Here is a 19,074-nt window from a genome sequence, read left to right as displayed (position 1 = left end):
CTCAGCAGTGTCGGTATGACTTGGGCAGTCGTGCCCGCGGGGTTCGGGGTGCGAGTGCCCTAGTCATACGCGGGTCCGGAGAGATCCGGCATGGAAGTGGTCTTCTTCCGTTCCTAGCTCGTAGCCCGCGACCCAGCGAAGCTTCGAAGCCTATCTGGCCACTGCGTTCCAGCCTCGCATAGCGCCGGAGCCTCCCGCGGCATCCTTCCACTATCCAAAACCAGAATCGCTGAACTTCACAAACTAAACATGCTTACGCTGGACATAAACGTAAGAAAAAGCCAGCACAACTAATCATAGTTGTACTGGCTTTTAACGTTCATTAATACATAAAGTACCGATTAACCAACGTAAGTTAAGTCTTTTGAAGTATGCGTAAATGGTTCGCAACCCGTTTCAGTGATAGCGACACAGTCTTCGATTCGAACGCCAGCAACACCAGGGATGTAGATGCCGGGTTCAATTGAGAAGCACATGCCGGGCTTGAGAACCATATCGTTGCCAGCCATGATGGATGGGAATTCGTGTTCACTCATGCCCATGCCGTGGCCGAGACGGTGGATGAAGTATTCGCCGTAACCAGCCTTGTCAATGATGTCGCGGGCAACTTGGTCAAGTTCGGCTGCGGTGATGCCGGGTTTAGCAGCATCTTGAGCAGTTAACTGCGCTTCAAGACAAACGTTATAGATGTCGAGTTGCTTGTCAGTTGGCTTGCCTAACGCAACGGTCCGAGAAGCGTCTGAAATGTAACCATCCCAGACAGTCCCGAGGTCAAACAGAACGAGTTCGTTTTCTTTGAACTTAGTGGCGTTAGTGGCACCGTGTGGTTCAGCAGCGTGGGCGCCGGCTTGTACTAAGGTGTCGAAACTCATTTGCATGATGCCTTCCTTCATTAAGGCGTACTGCAATTCGGCAACGACTTGTTGTTCGGTCCGGCCAGCTTTAACAGCGGCAAAGCCCTTTTCAAAGGCGAAGTCGGCCCATTTACCGGCAATGCGAAGTTTTTCGATTTCGTCTGGGGTTTTGATCACTCGTAAACTGTTAATGAAGTCGGTGATGTCGAGGTCAAATTTAGCAGTAGGGAAGACCGTTTGAAGGTTTTCAAGGCGGTCAACGGCTAATTGGCCCTTTTCTAAGGCGATTGACTTTGGTTGGTTGACGCGGCTAAGGGCGTTAGTCGCAATCATCTTCCAAGGATTTTCATGATCTAAGTACCCATAGACCGGATAAGTAAAGCCGGTTTCCTTGATTGCTTCGACTTCTAAGGCCGGTGCAAACATAAATGGCTCTTGGTCGGGAAATACAATGAGCGCTAGAACGCGTTCGATTGGATCGCTATAAAAGCCGGTTAAGTACTGAATCGTTCTTGGATCACTGATGTAAGCAAAGTCAGCGTGTTGTTGCGCGGTCCATTCCTGAACCTGTTGTAATTTTGACACTATAATCACCTCACTGTAAGATGCTTCAATTATAGCACAGTCGCTTGATTTCCTTCGTGTCATAAACGAGGATGAAACCGAGATGCGTTTTAACATTGAAAGGTCATGATAACTAAAAAAAGTTACGATCGATAAAGTCACTGGAAAAGCCGGAACGCTCAAAAGTGAGCGATAATCAAGAGGCTTGATATAACGGCTATCCTGTGATTTTTAAGGCTTAGCGAAACTATACCACTGGGCGTCTTGAAAATTGAAGTTGATTAGAGTATCATCAAGATGAAAACGTTTTCAAATTGATTTCTGAAAACTTATCTGATATATTTATCAAGTTGTTGAAAATCAGTGAAAACGAATTAAATCAATAAAGAAAGGGCTATCGCAATGGAAAAACAGACAGTAACAATCTATGATGTCGCCCGTGAAGCAGACGTTTCAATGGCGACCGTATCGCGAGTAGTGAATGGCAACCCAAACGTTAAACCTGCCACCCGTAAAAAAGTGTTAGACGTAATTGAACGACTAGATTATCGTCCAAACGCCGTGGCAAGAGGGTTAGCAAGTAAGAAGACCACCACGGTTGGGGTAATCATCCCAGACGTCACCAACATTTATTTCTCATCATTAGCACGAGGAATCGATGATATTGCAATGATGTACAAATATAACATTATCCTGACCAATTCGGATGAAAATGGCCGTAAGGAAGTTCAAGTGCTCAACACCTTGATGGCAAAGCAAGTCGATGGCATTGTCTTTATGGGAAACGACGTCAGCGAAGAACTTCGCAAGGAATTTGACCGGGCGAAGACGCCAATCGTTTTAGCTGGCTGCGTCGACGAAAAGGGTCAGATGCCAAGTGTCAATATTGACTATGTGGCAGCGGTCGAAGAAGCCGTTAAGAACTTGATTGATCGTGGTAACCAACGGGTGGCATTTGTTTCTGGAAGCTTGGAACACCCAATTAACCGTGATTACCGGCTGAAGGGCTACAAACAAGCCTTGAAGAAGGCTGGCATCCGTTACGATGATAAACTCGTCTTTGAAACGGATTACACTTACAAAGCAGGGCAATTATTGCAACCAGCCTTACAATCAGTTGGGGCAACGGCCGCAATCGTTGGTGACGACGAATTGGCTGCTGGTGTGATGAACGGGGTCTCTGATGCTGGTTTGAGCGTGCCGAATGATTTTGAAATCATTACGAGCAACGACACTAAGCTCACTGAAATGGTACGACCTAAGATGTCATCGATCACCCAACCACTGTACGATATCGGGGCGGTTGCAATGCGACTGTTAACCAAATTAATGAACAATGAACAAGTCGATGAAAAGACGATTCTGTTGCCATACGGCTTAATGAAACGCGATTCGACGAATTAATAGTGTCAACTTGGAAGGTCAGGCTACCATGGGGGAGTGCTGACTTTTTTTGTGGACTGATGCCAGCCATCGGCTTATTGACAATCATGGCGGTCGTTAGCAACATCGCGGTGCACTTGTTCGGGTGGTCGTCCGTCGCGGGCAATCTGGACACAAACTGGTGAATGGTACTAACGGAAGCATTAGTTTAGGACAGTTGGTTTAGTATAAACCGGGAATGCTTACAAGTATCGGTCGAGAGATATTTGCACAAACTGCTAGCTAATGGGTGGTTTGTTATGCCTGTGATTGTCGTCCTTATCGGGACACGACATTAAATTAGTCTTTTTCGTTTGGCATCAGACGCGTTGTGACGGCGATTGTAATGGGTCTGGCAGTTGGGCATGATCGAGCCATTACTTCTGCGAAACATTTGGTAAAGCGTCCTCACCCATTTTCTATTCGATTTCGTTCAAATCCTTGCGGTAATCGCCTTATTTATTGTAGCGTTGGTCCACTAAGAATTCAGAATGCGAGATTCTGCACAACCTCACCGGAACAGCTTGAATTAGAGTGACACCCGTGATATTATAATGTAGTCTGTAAAAACGAAATTATTAATTAGAAAAGAGGAGTCGTGACATGTCAGGACATTCAAAATGGCATAACATCCAAGGCCGTAAAAACGCCCAAGATGCTAAGCGTGGAAAAATTTTCCAAAAATCTCACGTGATTTGTATCAAGCCGCTAAAGCAGGTGATCCTGATCCAGCTAACAACCCTCAACTTCGCTTGGTCATGGACAAAGCCCGGGCAGCAAACATGCCTAAGGACAACGTGCAACGTGCAATCGACAAAGCATCAGGTGTCGGTGGCGCTAAGTTCGAAGAAATTACCTATGAAGGTTACGGCCCTGGTGGGACAGCTGTCATGGTTGCCGCTTTGACCGATAACAAGAACCGGACTGCGGCTGCAGTTCGTTCAGCTTTCACGCACCATGGTGGTGCATTGGGTGCTGCGGGTTCCGTTTCTTACATGTTCGATCGTAAGGGCTACGTCGTTATTTTACGTGACGGCTTAGATGCCGACGAAGATACGGTTTTAATGGATGCATTGGATGCTGGTGCTGATGATATGAAGACCAGTGACGATCAATTTGAAATCTTCTCAGATCCATCGAGCTTGACTGCAGTGCGTGATGCATTACAAGAAAAGTACAATTTGGATACGGCTGAAGTTCGGATGTTCCCAGAGAACACGACTGAAGTACCAGAAGATAAGATTTCACAATACCAAGGCTTAATTGACGAACTTGAAGGCAACGATGATGTTTCGGACGTTTACGAAGCAGCAACGTTACCTGAAACCGCTGAATAAGTATTGACGAAAAGTCGCTCCTAATCGAGCGGCTTTTTTATTTTCTAAACTAAACATGTCATCAAAAGGGATTAAAGTCGCGGTGTACCGTGATTTTAATCCCTTTTTGATTTGCCATATCAGGCGCAATCCAATAAATCATCCGGACAAATTGAAATTAAATTCTGGCCAAAATAATGGGGTAGACCAAATTGTCCATGAATAAAAAACAACGCCTGTCGTCAGTGCGTAATTAAGTGGCATGGAGGTGAATAGAGATGATTGAAGCACTTGGTCAGCAACTATTGACGGGCGCTGTGCAAGCAGGAAGCTCCGATTTATACCTATTGCCGGATGCAGAACAGTACGCGATTTACGAGCATCAGGCGTTGGGTATGACTAAAATTCAGACGGTTCCCTATGCGACGGGTCAGCAATTAATTGCCCATCTTAAGTATCGCGCCAACATGGCAATCACTGAAACTAGGCGACCACAAATGGGCGCGTTGACGGTGACAATTAACGAGCAACGGATTCACTTACGGCTCTCCAGTGTTGGGGACTTTTTGCACCGCGAATCATTAGTGATTCGGCTGTTACAGCCACTCGCAGTTAGTCAACCACGGTTTTTGGTGCCGGATCAGTTTGAAACGCTTGAACAATGGTGTCGTTTACGAGGACTGATTTTGTTTGCGGGACCAACGGGATCTGGCAAAACAACGACGATTTATCAATTAGCCAAGACGTTGCGTCAGCATGGTTCGGTGTTAACCATTGAAGATCCGGTTGAAATTATTGAAGCCGACTTTTTACAGTTGCAGGTGAACGATTCAGCAGAAATGACCTATGAAGCGTTGATTAAGGTTGCGCTGAGGCATCGTCCTGACATTTTGATCGTCGGCGAGATTCGAGATCGAACAACCGCTCAAGCTTGTGTGGAAGCAGCGTTAAGCGGGCACTTGGTTCTCAGTACCGTTCACGCCCGTAATGTATACGGTGTGGTGACTCGACTGGCGCAACTTGGTGTTGACATGGCTGCTTTACAGCAGGCAATCACTGGCGTTGCCTATCAACGGTTGCTGCCAACTACCACCGATCAAATCGCTGCCTTATTGGATCTTCAAGCCGGCCCAGTCGCAACCGATTGGTTTGGCAATCGACAAATGACAACGGAATGGAGGCGACACCTTGACGATGCACAACAACGCGGACTCCTTACAGCCCAAACCGTCACCCACTTCGAAGCGGGTTAAGCCGTGGCCGGTAGTTTTTCAGGCCTCAGTATTTCAATTAGTGAGTGAACTCTTGACGGTGGGGTTCTCGATTCGACATGCCTTAAGTTTTTCCGAGTTGATTTTTAAACGTCAACTTCAGGATCTACGGCATATCAACAGCCAATTAAGATTAGGCGTCACCGTCAGTCAGGCATTTGAACCCTATATTGATGACCAGATCTGTTTACAACTCCAATTAGCTGAAGAACATGGACAACTCAGCCAGAGTTTAGGTCAAATCAGCCGCCTATTAGCCACAGCAGACCAACGACAGCAAAAGATTCGCCGTTTGCTCCGGTATCCAGCCATGTTACTGATGTTACTCGTTGTGATCATCACGGGACTGCAATTAATTGTTTTTCCGCAAGTTCAAGATTTGGCGGGAACATCACAAAGTACGCACCACTGGCTTTGGTGGGGGATTGGTGGCATTGTGATTGGTCTAATTGGTTTCGTGAGTGTATTGCAGCTTAAACAGCAACCCATTTTACAACGGGTTGAGCAGCTATCCCGACTCCCCATTATCGGTGGCGTGATGCGAACCTACTACGGCTATTACTTTTTAGCTGCGTACACGATTTTGATTAGCAGTGGGCTTGAAATGCAGGAAATTTTGCGGACGTTGCAGCGAGCTAAAAAAACGACTTTATTGCATCAACTCAGCACTAAACTAGCAACGCAATTAGCGGCCGGTGAACCACTAATGACGGCGTTGATGCGTTATCGATTCATGCCAGCGGAATTACAAATCATTCTTGCGGCTGGTCAAACCAAAGCAACAATGGCCCAGGAATTAACGGCGTTAACGGAGCTCTATTATCAGCGGTTGATGGCGCAATTAGAACGTTTAATGGCGTGGATTCAACCGATTGCGTTTCTAGTGATTGCCGGGATGATTTTAGGCACTTACGTCAGTCTATTTTTACCGATGTATCACATGATTGGAGGATTAGGATGAAACGAGTAAAGCGCGGTTTCACTTTATTAGAAATGTCGATAGTCCTAGTAATCGTCAGTTTACTGGTACTCATCATTGTTCCCAATTTGGCACAACAAAAAAAGCACGCCAATACGGTGCACACGGGGGCAATGGTAACCGTTGTTCAAACGCAGTTGGAATCCTATTTGGATGCAACAGATGATCGGTCAACTTCATTTGCGGAATTGCAACGCGCTGGGTACCTAACAGAAAAGCAGGTCAAGATGGCGAAGCGGGAGGGGATTCGAATTGATGGGACACAGGTCAAAGTTGACTCGTAGGGGGTTAACACTTTTGGAGTCGATAATGACGTTGACCATTTTGAGTGGGGTGTTAGTGGTGCTAACGACGGCTCGCCAGACAACGCGTCAGACGCCACGAAGCGAAGCTGCTTTTTGGCGAACGTTTCAGGCCAATTGGCGACACGTTCAATCTGATGGACAGACGCATCATAATAACACGATTATTCGGTTTGAACCGGAAAAAGGAGTCGTGTTTGATGGGGCACAGTGGCATCAGGTATTAGTGTTGCCCAAAACGTTGCGAATTTTGAAAGAACAAGAAATAGCACCAAAGAAAAGTGGTAACTTTTCGCCACAGCGGGTTTCGTTATACTCCACTGCAACCCAGCAAGAATATGAAATCGTGATTCAAATGGGATGGGGGGTCTATCAAGTTGAAGCGAAGTGAACGGAAACGCGGTTTTATTTTAAGTGATTCAGTCGTGGGGTTGACGCTCATTTGTTTAGGTGTGATCACGTTTGCGGAAGCGCAACTGGTCATGAACCGACAACTGGTACAACGAGAAGAACGCGTGTTACAACTTCGACAGCGGTATGAGACTCAATTACGGGAGAAAAATTCGTGAAGCAGGGCTTTAGTTTAATTGAAACCATTATCGCGATTGCGGTCATTGCTGTGGGATTGTTAACCATTCAACTCGGAACATCGATCGTGATGAACCAGCGGCAACGAGAATTTGATGAACAGTTAGCTTGGTATCAATTGTTGGGTGAGCTTGAGTCGCCAGAGTACCGGTTTCGGGTGACTAAAATGGATCGGTATCAACTGATACTGAAATCGCCTCGGGTCACTAAACGGCCGTTTTATTGCGACATCGACGGACGGTTGAAACGAAAGCATCGCATGAACTGATGTTGACCACGCCATATGGTGGGTACCTGCCCTGATTCGAGAAGTCAAAGATGTGACGTGGGCCACCAAAAAAAATCGATTATATCTCGAGTTAACCATGATGAAAGGTCAAAAATTTTCGGCGTTGACGAGCGTCCCAGTGGGGCTTGATCAAGAGAAGGGTGAGAAAAAATAATTGAAAGCTCAAAATGGCTTTATGACAATTTTGGCACTCGTTTTTTTAGGCGTGTTAACAACCCTGCTATTATTTCAACTTCAAGCCTATCGCCAGCAACGTCAAGCGTTTGATGATTTGATCGAAAACTATTCAAAACGCGTGACGTCGGTGGTTGACTCTTCACAATCTAAAACAAAGAAGTGACAAAATTAAGCTAAGTAGCTTGAATAACTTGGTGAAAATTTGTAAGATAGATTCTGTGGATATACAATCCTTAATCACGAGGAGGTCGACAACACTGGCTTTAAAAGAAACAGAAGCGCTGTTTAACGTACTTGATCAATCAAGTGGGCTTTTGAAGACTGCGCTGGACACATCGTATTTAGACGCCTTTATCGAATCAGGGGATAACCTGATTGCTGGTAATGTGCAGGTTGAAGACGATGTACCGGATGCAGATACCATTCAAAAGTTACAAGCGCTTTACGCGCAGGTGGACGTTGCAACGTTACCTAAAGAGGTCGCGCGACAAGCAGTCCAGCTTTCAATGTTGAAGGCGATCCAAGAAGACAAGATTCAGGGCAATCATCAGATGACCCCGGATACGATTGGCATGGTGATGGGTTATCTCATCATCCGGTTGGTTGAGCATCAATCCCAACTGACGATTCTTGATCCGGCCGTTGGGACCGCTAATTTGTTAACGACGATTCTTAATCAGTTGACGGATGAAACACCCGCAACGGTTTCGGCAATTGGTATTGATAACGATGATTCAATGTTGTCAGTTGCTGACATTAACACGACACTGCAACGGGTGCCGGTTGAGCTGCAACACCAAGATGCGCTTGGCGATCTTTTAGTCCCGGCAGTTGACTTGGTCGTTTCGGATCTGCCAATTGGCTACTATCCATTGGATGATAAGGTAACGTCGTTTAAGACCAGGTCTGAGTCAGGTCACTCCTACGTTCACCACTTGCTGCTTGAACAAGCAATGCAAGCGGTAAAACCAGGTGGCTTTGGCATTTTCCTAGTCCCAAGCCAACTATTTTCATCACCAGAAGCGAAATCGTTATTGGGTTGGTTACAGGAAAGTGCTTATCTACAAAGCTTTTTGGCACTGCCAAAAGACCTATTTACGGCGCAATCAGCGGAGAAATCGATTTTGTTACTTCAACGTCATGGGGAACATGCTAAACAGGCCAAAAAGGTCATGATTGGTGAATTCCCATCGTTTAAGGATCAAACCGCGTTCTCGAAGTTTATTGCGGAAATGGTTGATTGGGAATTAAATGATTTGCTGAAATAAAACAAAAGGAGAATTAATTTCATGGGAAAAACACTTGCCGTTAACGCAGGAAGCTCCACTTTAAAGTTTAAGCTTTTCGAAGTTCCTTCAGAAGATGTCATCACAAGCGGGGTTATCGAACGGATCGGTCTCAAAGATTCAATCGTGACGATCAAGTACGGCGATGGTCAAAAGTACGAGAACGTTCAAGACGTTGATACACATGAACAAGCAATCCACTTGATGTTGGATCAATTGTTAGCCCTTGATATCATTAAGGACTACAAGGAAATCACTGGAATCGGTCACCGGGTCGTTGCCGGTGGTGAATTCTTTACGGATTCTGTCTTAGTTGACGATGACGTGCTTCAAAAGATCGAAGACTTAGCTGAATATGCACCACTGCATAACCCAGCTGAAGCAATGGGCATCCGGGCATTCAAGAACATCTTACCTGATGTGCCTAACGTAGCCGTGTTTGACACGTCATTCCACACATCAATGCCAAAAGTGAACTACATGTACGCCATTCCTTACGAATACTACGAAAAGTTCGGTGCTCGTAAGTATGGGGCCCACGGAACGAGCCACCGTTATGTTGCTGGCCGGGCCGCTGCAATGCTTGGCAAGCCACTAGAAGACTTGAAGTTGATCACTTTGCACATTGGTGCCGGTGCTTCAATCACGGCAGTTAAGAACGGTAAGTCATTTGATACCTCAATGGCTTCACGCCACTTGCCGGGATCATGATGGCAACCCGTTCTGGTGATATTGATGTTTCCTTAGTAACTTACTTGATGGAAAAACTGAACATCAAGGATCCTAACGAAATGATCAACATCTTGAACAAGAAGTCTGGGTTGATTGGGGTATCTGAAACCTCTGCTGACATGCGTGACCTAGAAAAGGTTCAAGATAAGAACGAAAAGGCCCACTTAGCACGTGATATGTACATCAACCGGATCGTTCGTTACATTGGCCAATACGTGGCAGAACTTGGTGGTATCGATGCCATCGTCTTCACAGCCGGTGTTGGTGAAAATGATATTCCAATTCGTCAAGAAATTGCCGATAAGTTAAGTTATTTCGGGATCGCTGTTGATCCAGAAAAGAACCACATTCGTGGCGTTGAACGCGACTTATCAACTGACGATGCAACGGTTAAGACCCTGTTGATCCCTACGGATGAAGAGTTAATGATCGTTCGTGACGTTGAACGGTTGACGAAGTAATTCAATCATCATTAAGATCATCACTTGTTGATGGTTGATTAGAAAGCAACTGCTTTGATCGAAGCTATTTGATCGGGTGGTTGCTTTTTTTGTTGTTTGCTCGTCAAAGTTGTGGTGAAGGTCGTTCATTGAGGCTATGATATTCGGCGCCGCTCAACTGTTATTTTAGATTTCCTGAAGTTGCAGAAACTTGTTAACCACGCCGCCTTCTGACCGCCTCGCTCCGCACACTTACATCGTTAATTGCATTTTTTTCATCTTTGCGTGAGTAATTGTCACGAATTCAACATTAAGCGGTTTGACGCCGTTTTGGACCGGTGGTTAGCGTTTAATTCGATGGACGGAGGCTTATTTGCCAGAATCGGGGAATATGCCGTGTATAATATGGCCCATGAAGGAGTGAAGCGGCATGGAAAATAACGAAGCATCAACGGATCAGTTCTCACGGGGGTTAAAAAACCGGCACGTGCAATTGATCGCACTAGGTGGCACCATTGGACCGGGCTCTTCTTGGGCGCCGGCGAATCGATTCATTCAGCAGGGCCATCAATTGTGCTCGCGTACCTGATTGCTGGAATTGCCTGCTTTTTACTCATGCGGGCATTAGGGGAATTACTATTATCTGATTTAAAAGCCCATTCGTACATCGACTTTATTGAACGGTACTTGGGTGAACGTTGGGGCTTCATCGCCGGTTGGACGTATTGGGTCTGCTGGTTAACCATTGCGATGGCTGATTTAACGGCCGCTGGGTTGTATATGAAATTTTGGTTCCCCGGGTTACCACAGTGGGTGACTGGGTTAGTCATTTTATTGATCCTGTTAGTCATCAACTCGGTGACAGTCAAAGCGTTTGGTGAAACTGAATTTTGGTTTGCAATTGTTAAAATTGTCGCCATTGTGGCACTGATCGTGATTGGGGTTGTTCTGGTCGTGATTCAGTTTAAGACACCGGTTGGCCATGCCTCGGTGGGCAACTTGTTTGCCGGCAAATTCTTTGCTCACGGCGCAAAGGGTTCTTGCTCTCATTTCAAATGGTGTTGTTTGGGTTTATTGGGATCGAAATGGTTGGGATGACAGCTTCTGAAACGAACGACCCAACGCATATTATTCCCAAGGCCATCAACGAAATTCCGATGCGGGTTATCTTGTTTTACCTCGGGTCGTTACTGGCTCTCATGTGCATCTACCCATGGCACTTTATTTCGCCTGATGAAAGTCCGTTTGTTCAAGTCTTTTCAGCGATTGGCATCAAGTCTGCTGCAGCCATCATCAATTTTGTGGTTTTAACGGCAGCTGCTTCGGCATGTAATAGTTCCTTGTTTACGACCGGTCGGATGTTGTTTTCATTGACTTACGGTGGTAAATCACGGACGTCAAAGCGCTTGGGTAAGTTATCTAAGGCGCAAGTACCGGTCAATGCGCTATTGCTTTCTGCAGCGATTATCGCAGTGGTAGTGGTTTTGAACATGTTTATTCCGGGAAAGGTCTTCACCCTGATTTCAAGTATCGCCACCACTTGTTTCCTGTTTATCTGGGGCTCGATCGTGCTCGCTCATTTAAAGTACCGGCGGGTCATGAAAGCTGAAGGTAAACCAGCCGGCGACTTCAAGATGCCGTTTGCGCCATATTCGGACTACTTCGTCCTAGCCTTTCTAGGCATGGTCGGCGTTGTGTTACTGTTCCGGTTTGAAACGTTAGTCGCGTTGATTGGTTCAGTGCTATGGCTCTTGGGGCTCTGGTTATTCAAAACGATCAAGGATCGAGCGGTTGTGGCCTCGATTCAAGATTAGGGCCTGAGGATATTGCTTTGATTGAAGCTGACTTTATAAAATTAACTTAGTACGGTGACTGATATTCAGTCATTTGATAACAAATCAAAAATACGGTGAGTGCCAGAAGATGGCCTCACCGTATTTTGACGATGACTGTTCGACACAGCACGTTTTATTTTATTGATTGGCCTAAATCGGGTAGACTGAAAGGTAACGTGAATCTGTCGAACAAGCATTGAACGGAACATGGTACACTAGAGACAGTAGCTTTTGAAAAAGAAGGGATTAGCGTGCAACAATTTTTTACATCGGATACGCATTTTTTTCATAAGGACCTTTTGGGTGATTCCAAGTTTGCGCCGCGCCCCTTTGCGTCGGTAGATGAAATGAATCAAACCATTATTGACCACTGGAATGAACGGGTGACGCCTGAGGATACGGTTTATCATCTTGGCGATATCGCGCTCTACTTTATCCGGCCGGAACGCGCGGCTGAAGCGGCTATTTTGGACGTTTTAAACCAGCTCAACGGTCACTTAGTCCTCATTAAGGGGAACCATGATAACCGGGCGTTATTCAAATACCTCGCGCAACACAATTACGAATATGGTGGCAAACCCAAGTTTGAGTTTCACGACGTGGGCAAGATTATCAAAGTCAATCACCGTCAGTATTACTTAACCCACTACCCCATGATGATGGGCATTGTTAAGCAAATCATTAACTTACACGGCCATATTCACCACTATGCGGTGGGGGTCAAAGAAAACATTAACGTCGGTGTTGATACCCCAGAAGTTGATTATCTTAAGACGAAACCGGCCTTTGGCGCACCATTTACAATGGCCGAAGTAGAGGAAATGGTTCAGGGGAAGTATGACGATTTTCAGAAACGACACTAACGTTTGGGAGGTAGCATAACGGCATGACAGAGAAAATTACCATCTTACATACCAATGATATTCATTCCCACTTTGAAAACTGGCCTAAGATTCGGCGGTATTTGTTAGAAGAACGGGCGCGTTATCAAGCGGCTGGCCATACGGTGTATACGTTTGATATCGGTGATGCGATGGATCGGGTTCATCCGCTCAGTGAAGCGACAAACGGTCAAAAAAACGTTCAGTTGATGAATCAAATTCACTATGATGGGGTAACGATTGGCAATAATGAGGGGCTTGGCAATTCTAAGCGTCAGTTAAACCGATTGTACACCAAGGCGAACTTTGATGTGATCTTGGGTAACTTGTTGAATTCACCTAAGAAATCGCAGCCTAAGTGGCGATGCCGGCTAAGTTAATGACGACGGCTGCTGGTACTCGGGTACTCGTGTTGGGCTTAACGGCACCATACACACTCACCTACGTTGTTGGGCTGGCAGCCGATCTCAGTCAATCTGATGCTACCACGGCTACTGAAACAGTATGCTGGGCAGTATGATGTGGTGGTGTTGCTTTCACACTTAGGACTTGACGTTGATCGACAAATCGGCAAGCGTTATCCAGAAGTCGACGTGGTGATTGGTGCGCATACCCACCATTTACTAGTGCACGGCGAACTAGTCAACCAAACGTTGTTAGCTGCGGCTGGCAAATACGGTTACTATGTTGGGACGATTCAGCTTGAATTGGAAGATCACCACATTGTGACCAAGCAGGCGTCCGTAGTTGAAACGGCGAATCTGCAAGCGGCAACTTCAGATCGAACCGAAATTGAAGGTTATCAAAAACTCGGCGAGCGACTACTATCTAAAAAGCGCGTGGCCCAGTTACCCGTGGCGATGGAGAAAAACTGGGAGGGGCACTCCCGATTAGCCAGTGAAGGATTGGCAGCAATGGAGGCCTATGCGGGCACTGATGCCGCAATCGTTAATGGTGGGTTGTTTATGTGCGACCTACCGGCTGGCATCGTCACGCAAAATGAACTACATCAGTTGTTACCGCATGCCATGCACGTGATGCGCGTCACGTTGAGTGGTGACAATCTTTGGCGCTTGATCATGGAAATGGAAAAAACCAGGCCGTTCTTGAATCGGTTCCCAATCAAGGGAATGGGCTTTCGTGGCAAGTATTTTGGCGCTTTAACGTACTCAGGTATCACTTATAACGAACACGAAGGGACCGTCCTGTTTCGGGGCGAACCATTGTCACCGATGAAGGCGTACACGATTGCCGTTCCGGATCACTACTTGTTCATTCCGTTTTTCCCAACCATTTCAATTGTTGGTCAAAACGAAATTTTATATGGTAAGCTATTAAGGACGGTTTACGGCGACTATCTCGCCAAACAATACCCAATCAAGAAGGAGGCGACATCGCAACATGGACAAAAAGGCACTACAGACGCTCATTGATGAGACTCGTGAGCAGCGACGCCCGGTGGGGTGATCGTTTCAGTGGACGAGACGCACTATCAAATCAATGAACATCCCTATGAATTACTCACTAATTACCGAGATGCATTTGACCGAATGATGTTAAGCGACCGGTTTAACACGTTTTATTCCAAATACGATTATTTAGTGGGGGATATGGGCTTTGGTCAACTGCGATTACGTGGTTTTTACAGTGACGAGCGCAACGTTCCCGCTGAACTTAAAATTAGTGCGCTACAGGACTACTTAGACGAACACTGTAACTTAGGGTGTCCGTACTTCGTTTTGCATAATCAAGACGTCCGGGCAACGACGCCTAAGCGTCCTCGACGGCAACGAGAAACTGGCGGTCGGCATGAGTCAACTAGTGACCATGACGCTCAGCCACACCGCTCACGGCGCCGCTCTCAGCGCAATAATAGTAATCGAAAACGTGAGACACAATCAGAAGCCAAACCAACGACTCGAAATCAATCAGGAGCAACGAAACCAACGGGACAGACAACGACCAATCAACATGCAACTAGTCAGCGTTCCCAACAATCAACAACCATCAAGCAGCATGCCTCAGAGGGCAATGGTCACAGTCGACAGCGATCGCGGCGTCGGCGGCCAAATAACCAGTCCGGCCGACCATCAAACGGTCAACAAAAGGCCTACGTGGTTGAAAAAATCAAACCGGTGAAGCCTAAACCAGTTGGCGAGCGGCAAGGAACCGTCAAGACAGTTGGGCATAGTCAACACCGTAAATTTACCATTCGGGAAAAAGAGGATTAATTGAACATGGCAAAACATTACGATGGGTACTTTATCGATTTAGACGGAACGGTGTACGCGGGTAAGAAACGCATTCCGGCGGCCAAACGTTTTATCGAACGACTACAAGCAACGCAAACAAAGTTTATGTTTGTCACAAACAATACGACTAAGTTACCAGCGGATGTGGTGCACAACTTAGCTGAGAACCATGATATTCACGTTGATGAAAGTCACGTGTATACGGCAGGCTTGGCTAGTGCAGACTACGTTGCTGGCATCGCGAAGCCTGAACAAAACCGCGCTTACCTGATTGGTGAAACCGGTCTGATGCAAGCATTTATCGATCAGGGGTTTCGCCTGACAGAACAGGACCCGGACTTCGTCGTGATTGGTTTAGATCATGATGTGACCTACCATAAACTGGCGACTGCAACGTTGGCCGTTCGAAATGGCGCTAAGTTTATTGGGACCAATCCAGACTCCAACATTCCCAGTGAACAGGGCATGTTGCCTAGCGCTGGTGCTTTAAACGAATTAGTGGCCTATGCAACGCAACAACGACCGCAATACATTGGTAAACCTGGATCAATCATTATGGAAAAGGCACTTGAACGGATGGGACTATCAAAGGCACAAGTGTTAATGGTTGGCGATAACTACCAAACCGATATTAGAGCGGGCCTTGATTTTGACATGGACACACTGTTGGTGTATTCCGGCCTGTCAACGAAACAGCAGGTTGCGGCTGAAGAGCGACAGCCAACGTATCAGATTGACTCGTTAGACGATTGGTCATTGGACGAGCACTAACTACGGGAGGCGTCAACACACATGATACGGGTGAAACAGGGTGTCCAGTGGACGTTGTTGTTTTTAGCAATCGTGTCACTGGCGATTTTTATCACGATCAACAGTATGTGGCTGTACTGGCTGAACGTTGTGCTAGGTGACCTTTCTCGAGTAGTTGGCATCTCAACGGGGCGGATTATGGATAACTACGGTCAGTTGTTGAGTTATTTGCAATTACCGTGGATTCACCATTTAAGCATGATGGATTTTCCGACGTCGCCGAGTGGTCGTCAGCATTTTAGCGACGTCAAAAACCTCTTTTTACTTAATAATGCGGTGTTGATCGTGACGATTGTGCCCGCGTGGCGGTTTTTACGGCGACTGTGGCGGACTAATCAAGTATGGCGGTTGATTCGGCCCTTTCAGGTTGCTGCCGTTGTGCCAATATTGGCTGGTATGATGATGGCCATTAACTTTAATCAGTTTTTTATCGCCTTTCATAAAACACTGTTTCGTAATTCAGATTGGTTATTTAATCCGCAATTTGATCCCATTATTTTGGTGTTACCGGAATCATTTTTCTCCCAATGCTTCATATTTGCCTTTTTATTATTTGAATTGGTCATGATATGGGGAATTTGGTCGGGAAAAGAAAGTTTTAACCGGCTTTGATTTTTGTGCACACAAAAAGGTGACTGCCAACAAGGCAATCACCTTTTTTGATTGACATAAACGAATGTCTTATTCGCTTACTTGACCGTTCTTTTTAAAGAGACCCACAAAAGCAGGAATCAGTGACACAACGATAATCCCTAAAACGACTAATGAAAAATGTTCCTTAACGAAACCAATATTACCGAAGAAGTAACCGCCAGCGCAGCAAAGTGCTACCCAGGCGACACCAGCGGCTGCATTATACTTAATGAATGAGCGGTACTGGTAGTGCGACGTTGCGGCAACGAAGGGTGCGAAAGTTCGAATGATCGGCATGAACCGGGCTAGAAAAATCGCAATTGCGCCGTGACGATCAAAGAACCGCCTGGACTCGTTCAACCGTTCCTCGCTGATGAACCGGCCGAAAAAGGCGTGCTTTGTTAACGCGATGCCAACTCGACGACCAATCATGAAGTTAGTTGAATCCCCGAGGAGTGCTGCCAGTAAGAAGAGACCAACGAATAACCAGATGTTGAGGTGGTAAGTCGGGTTGGCCGCCAAGGCAGCTGCGGCAAACAGCAGTGAATCACCGGGGAGAAATGGTAAGATCACCGCACCGGTTTCGATGAAGATAATTAAGAACAAGATACCGTACGTCCAGCCGCCAAAGGTATTGACGATATTGACCATGTGTTGATCAATATGAAGTACGAAATCAAATAGTTGAGTCATATTAGGGTGTGTCCTTTCAATTACTGTAATGTGGCCATTGTACCAGATAATGTCAGATAAACGGGGAATTTAATGGCGATTTTAATAAAAAGATTGAAAATGACTGATTGCGGTAAACAGGGTTTGGTTAGGGTGGTACACTGAATTTTGGAACGCGATAAGTTGCTTTTTAGTTTAAATCATGGATAATAGATATAATTACTATGTTGGAGGTATCACAGTGAATTATCCACAGTTACATCTTGAAGAAGTTAACGGCCCTAAGGCAACAATCAGTACATCAATGGGCGATATTAAAGTACAACTCTTTCCAGACCAAGCGCCCAAGGCCGTTGAAAACTTCGTGTCATTAGCTAAGAAGCACTACTACGATGAAGTGATTTTTCACCGTGTGATCAGTGACTTTATGATTCAAGGCGGCGACCCTACTGGAACTGGAATGGGCGGTGAAAGCATTTGGCAGTCACCATTTGAGGATGAGTTCTCCCAAGAGGTTTATAACTTGCGTGGGGCCCTTTCAATGGCCAATGCTGGTCCAAATACTAATGGCAGTCAGTTCTTCATCGTTCAAAACCAGCACATGTCCGCTCAAATCACGGAACAATTGAAGTCAGCACATTTCCCTGACGAAATTGTGACGGCTTACCAAAAGGGTGGGACACCATGGCTTGATTTCCGTCACACCGTTTTCGGTCAAGTCACCGAAGGCATGTCAGTTTTAGATGCTATTGCGGCTGTTAAGACGGATGCGTCTGACAAACCACTTGAAGACGTTGTGATCGAATCAGTTACAATTACGGATTAAGGTTAACCATTAACGGATCTTGTTGACAGCGATTGTCAGCAAGATTTTTTTGTATGATGAAGTTGACTGACGTTTTACTGTTAACTGACGATTAAATCCGTTATAGTAGAACCTAAGTGTAAAACAAAAATGATTAGTCATTAGGAGGAATGAAAAGTGCTACGAATTGGAAATCAAGTTCACGGAACGGTTACTGGCATTCAGCCGTATGGGGCATTTGTTGACCTTGGCGACGGTGTTCAGGGGTTGATTCATATTTCGGAGTGTCATTACGGGTTTGTTAAGGATATTCACCAGTATTTAACAGTCGGCGATGAAATCGACGTGGTTGTGCTGGATATCGATGAGTTTACAGGGAAGATCTCCTTATCCTTGCGTTGCATGGAAGAACCTAAAGCATCTTTAACGATGACGGTACCCCAACAAGAGGGACGGCATAAACATTACTGGACAAGTCGCAATGTTCATGAAGGATTTGCCCCCATTCAAAGCCGCCGTCACGCCTGGGAGCAAGAGGCTTTGAAGGAACTTGTTCAGAAATAGAATCTTTTTTAAGAAAATGCTTGACCATCCTGGTAATTGCTGGTAATATTTTACATGTTGTTAACGCAGACATTATTAATTTCTCGGATAGTTATACAAAACCTCCGAAAAGTTAAAGGTTGAGTTAATCAATAGCAGATGTGATTGAAAGAAAATTCAATTTGGACTTTATGAATAAAGATTCAAATTAGGAGTTGACAATCTTCTGTTGTAAATGTTAAACTGATTAAGTTGCTTCGGAACGGCAGTCGTTATTGATTGAAATAAAGATTTCAAATTAATAGTTGACAGCCCAATGACAACGAGATACAATTTAAGAGCTGATTCAAAAGGAATCGGCTTGGTAGACCTTTGAAAACTGAACAAAGTTTTGTTTCACAAATGTGCAGGGCATATCACTTT

The 19,074-nt window shown here is 45.7% G+C and carries 17 protein-coding genes and 4 pseudogenes; 19 read left to right on the top strand and 2 right to left on the bottom strand.

Annotated elements, in window-relative coordinates; genetic code table 11:
• Positions 1 to 341: 341 nt before the first annotated feature.
• Complete coding sequence (locus JCM2765_RS12645; protein ID WP_054737048.1) at positions 342 to 1,439, bottom strand: M24 family metallopeptidase; 1,098 nt, start codon at positions 1,437 to 1,439, stop codon at positions 342 to 344.
• Between the two features lie 381 nt (positions 1,440 to 1,820).
• On the opposite strand from JCM2765_RS12645, the gene ccpA reads away from it, so the two are divergent.
• The 17 genes and pseudogenes from ccpA (at position 1,821) to JCM2765_RS12560 (ending at position 16,610) form a co-directional block, all read left to right on the top strand.
• Positions 1,821 to 2,822 (top strand): catabolite control protein A, encoded by a 1,002-nt coding sequence (ccpA, locus tag JCM2765_RS12640; protein WP_054737047.1) that lies wholly within the window; start codon positions 1,821 to 1,823, stop codon positions 2,820 to 2,822.
• A 621-nt stretch (positions 2,823 to 3,443) separates the two neighbouring features.
• A pseudogene (locus tag JCM2765_RS12635) lies at positions 3,444 to 4,177 on the top strand (YebC/PmpR family DNA-binding transcriptional regulator).
• A gap of 257 nt (positions 4,178 to 4,434) precedes the next feature.
• A complete protein-coding gene (comGA, locus tag JCM2765_RS12630) occupies positions 4,435 to 5,409 on the top strand; it encodes a competence type IV pilus ATPase ComGA (RefSeq protein ID WP_054737046.1) in 975 nt (324 codons plus the stop codon).
• On the top strand, positions 5,351 to 6,388 hold the full coding sequence (locus tag JCM2765_RS12625; RefSeq protein WP_225352094.1) for a type II secretion system F family protein: 1,038 nt from the start codon (positions 5,351 to 5,353) through the stop codon (positions 6,386 to 6,388). The genes comGA and JCM2765_RS12625 overlap by 59 nt, the downstream gene beginning before the upstream one ends.
• Complete coding sequence (gene comGC / locus JCM2765_RS12620) at positions 6,385 to 6,690, top strand: competence type IV pilus major pilin ComGC (RefSeq protein ID WP_054737044.1); 306 nt, start codon at positions 6,385 to 6,387, stop codon at positions 6,688 to 6,690. Before JCM2765_RS12625 ends, comGC begins: the two co-directional genes overlap by 4 nt.
• A 25-nt stretch (positions 6,691 to 6,715) precedes the next feature.
• The gene (locus JCM2765_RS12615) at positions 6,716 to 7,099 is read left to right on the top strand and encodes a hypothetical protein (protein WP_054737043.1); all 384 of its coding nucleotides are present in this window, start codon (positions 6,716 to 6,718) and stop codon (positions 7,097 to 7,099) included.
• A complete protein-coding gene (locus JCM2765_RS12610; protein ID WP_054737042.1) occupies positions 7,086 to 7,277 on the top strand; it encodes a hypothetical protein in 192 nt (63 codons plus the stop codon). The genes JCM2765_RS12615 and JCM2765_RS12610 overlap by 14 nt, the downstream gene beginning before the upstream one ends.
• Complete coding sequence (locus tag JCM2765_RS12605; protein ID WP_054737041.1) at positions 7,274 to 7,564, top strand: type IV pilus modification PilV family protein; 291 nt, start codon at positions 7,274 to 7,276, stop codon at positions 7,562 to 7,564. The genes JCM2765_RS12610 and JCM2765_RS12605 overlap by 4 nt, the downstream gene beginning before the upstream one ends.
• Before the next feature lie 175 nt (positions 7,565 to 7,739).
• On the top strand, positions 7,740 to 7,925 hold the full coding sequence (locus JCM2765_RS17470; RefSeq protein ID WP_054737040.1) for a hypothetical protein: 186 nt from the start codon (positions 7,740 to 7,742) through the stop codon (positions 7,923 to 7,925).
• A 55-nt stretch (positions 7,926 to 7,980) separates the two neighbouring features.
• On the top strand, positions 7,981 to 9,030 hold the full coding sequence (locus JCM2765_RS12595; RefSeq protein ID WP_338056303.1) for a class I SAM-dependent methyltransferase: 1,050 nt from the start codon (positions 7,981 to 7,983) through the stop codon (positions 9,028 to 9,030).
• Between the two features lie 21 nt (positions 9,031 to 9,051).
• Positions 9,052 to 10,241 (top strand): annotated as a pseudogene (locus JCM2765_RS12590) (acetate/propionate family kinase).
• 409 nt (positions 10,242 to 10,650) lie between these two features.
• Positions 10,651 to 12,034: pseudogene (locus JCM2765_RS12585) on the top strand (amino acid permease).
• Positions 12,035 to 12,306: 272 nt separating this feature from the next.
• A complete protein-coding gene (locus JCM2765_RS12580) occupies positions 12,307 to 12,918 on the top strand; it encodes a metallophosphoesterase family protein (RefSeq protein WP_054737039.1) in 612 nt (203 codons plus the stop codon).
• 23 nt (positions 12,919 to 12,941) lie between these two features.
• Positions 12,942 to 14,369, top strand: a pseudogene (locus JCM2765_RS12575) (bifunctional metallophosphatase/5'-nucleotidase).
• A gap of 42 nt (positions 14,370 to 14,411) precedes the next feature.
• Positions 14,412 to 15,167: a YutD family protein gene (locus JCM2765_RS12570; protein ID WP_054737038.1), complete on the top strand. Its 756-nt coding sequence runs from the start codon at positions 14,412 to 14,414 to the stop codon at positions 15,165 to 15,167.
• A 6-nt stretch (positions 15,168 to 15,173) separates the two neighbouring features.
• Complete coding sequence (locus JCM2765_RS12565; protein WP_054737050.1) at positions 15,174 to 15,959, top strand: TIGR01457 family HAD-type hydrolase; 786 nt, start codon at positions 15,174 to 15,176, stop codon at positions 15,957 to 15,959.
• Between the two features lie 21 nt (positions 15,960 to 15,980).
• A complete protein-coding gene (locus tag JCM2765_RS12560; protein WP_162231418.1) occupies positions 15,981 to 16,610 on the top strand; it encodes a TIGR01906 family membrane protein in 630 nt (209 codons plus the stop codon).
• Positions 16,611 to 16,679: 69 nt separating this feature from the next.
• Here JCM2765_RS12560 and JCM2765_RS12555 read toward each other — a convergent pair whose 3' ends face one another.
• Positions 16,680 to 17,324, bottom strand: a complete 645-nt coding sequence (locus JCM2765_RS12555; protein ID WP_054737037.1) for a VTT domain-containing protein — start codon at positions 17,322 to 17,324, stop codon at positions 16,680 to 16,682.
• A gap of 220 nt (positions 17,325 to 17,544) precedes the next feature.
• Between JCM2765_RS12555 and JCM2765_RS12550 the strand changes: the two genes are divergently transcribed.
• On the top strand, positions 17,545 to 18,129 hold the full coding sequence (locus JCM2765_RS12550) for a peptidylprolyl isomerase (protein WP_054737036.1): 585 nt from the start codon (positions 17,545 to 17,547) through the stop codon (positions 18,127 to 18,129).
• Positions 18,130 to 18,285: 156 nt separating this feature from the next.
• Positions 18,286 to 18,672, top strand: coding sequence for a CvfD/Ygs/GSP13 family RNA-binding post-transcriptional regulator (locus JCM2765_RS12545; RefSeq protein ID WP_054737035.1), 387 nt, complete (start codon positions 18,286 to 18,288; stop codon positions 18,670 to 18,672).
• Positions 18,673 to 19,074 lie beyond the last annotated feature (402 nt).

Origin of the sequence: Secundilactobacillus similis DSM 23365 = JCM 2765, from assembly GCF_001311075.1 — a bacterium.
Classification (GTDB): Bacteria; Bacillota; Bacilli; order Lactobacillales; family Lactobacillaceae; genus Secundilactobacillus; species Secundilactobacillus similis.
Note: the sequence above shows the minus strand (reverse complement) of the source record. Positions and strands in the feature narration are given on the sequence as shown.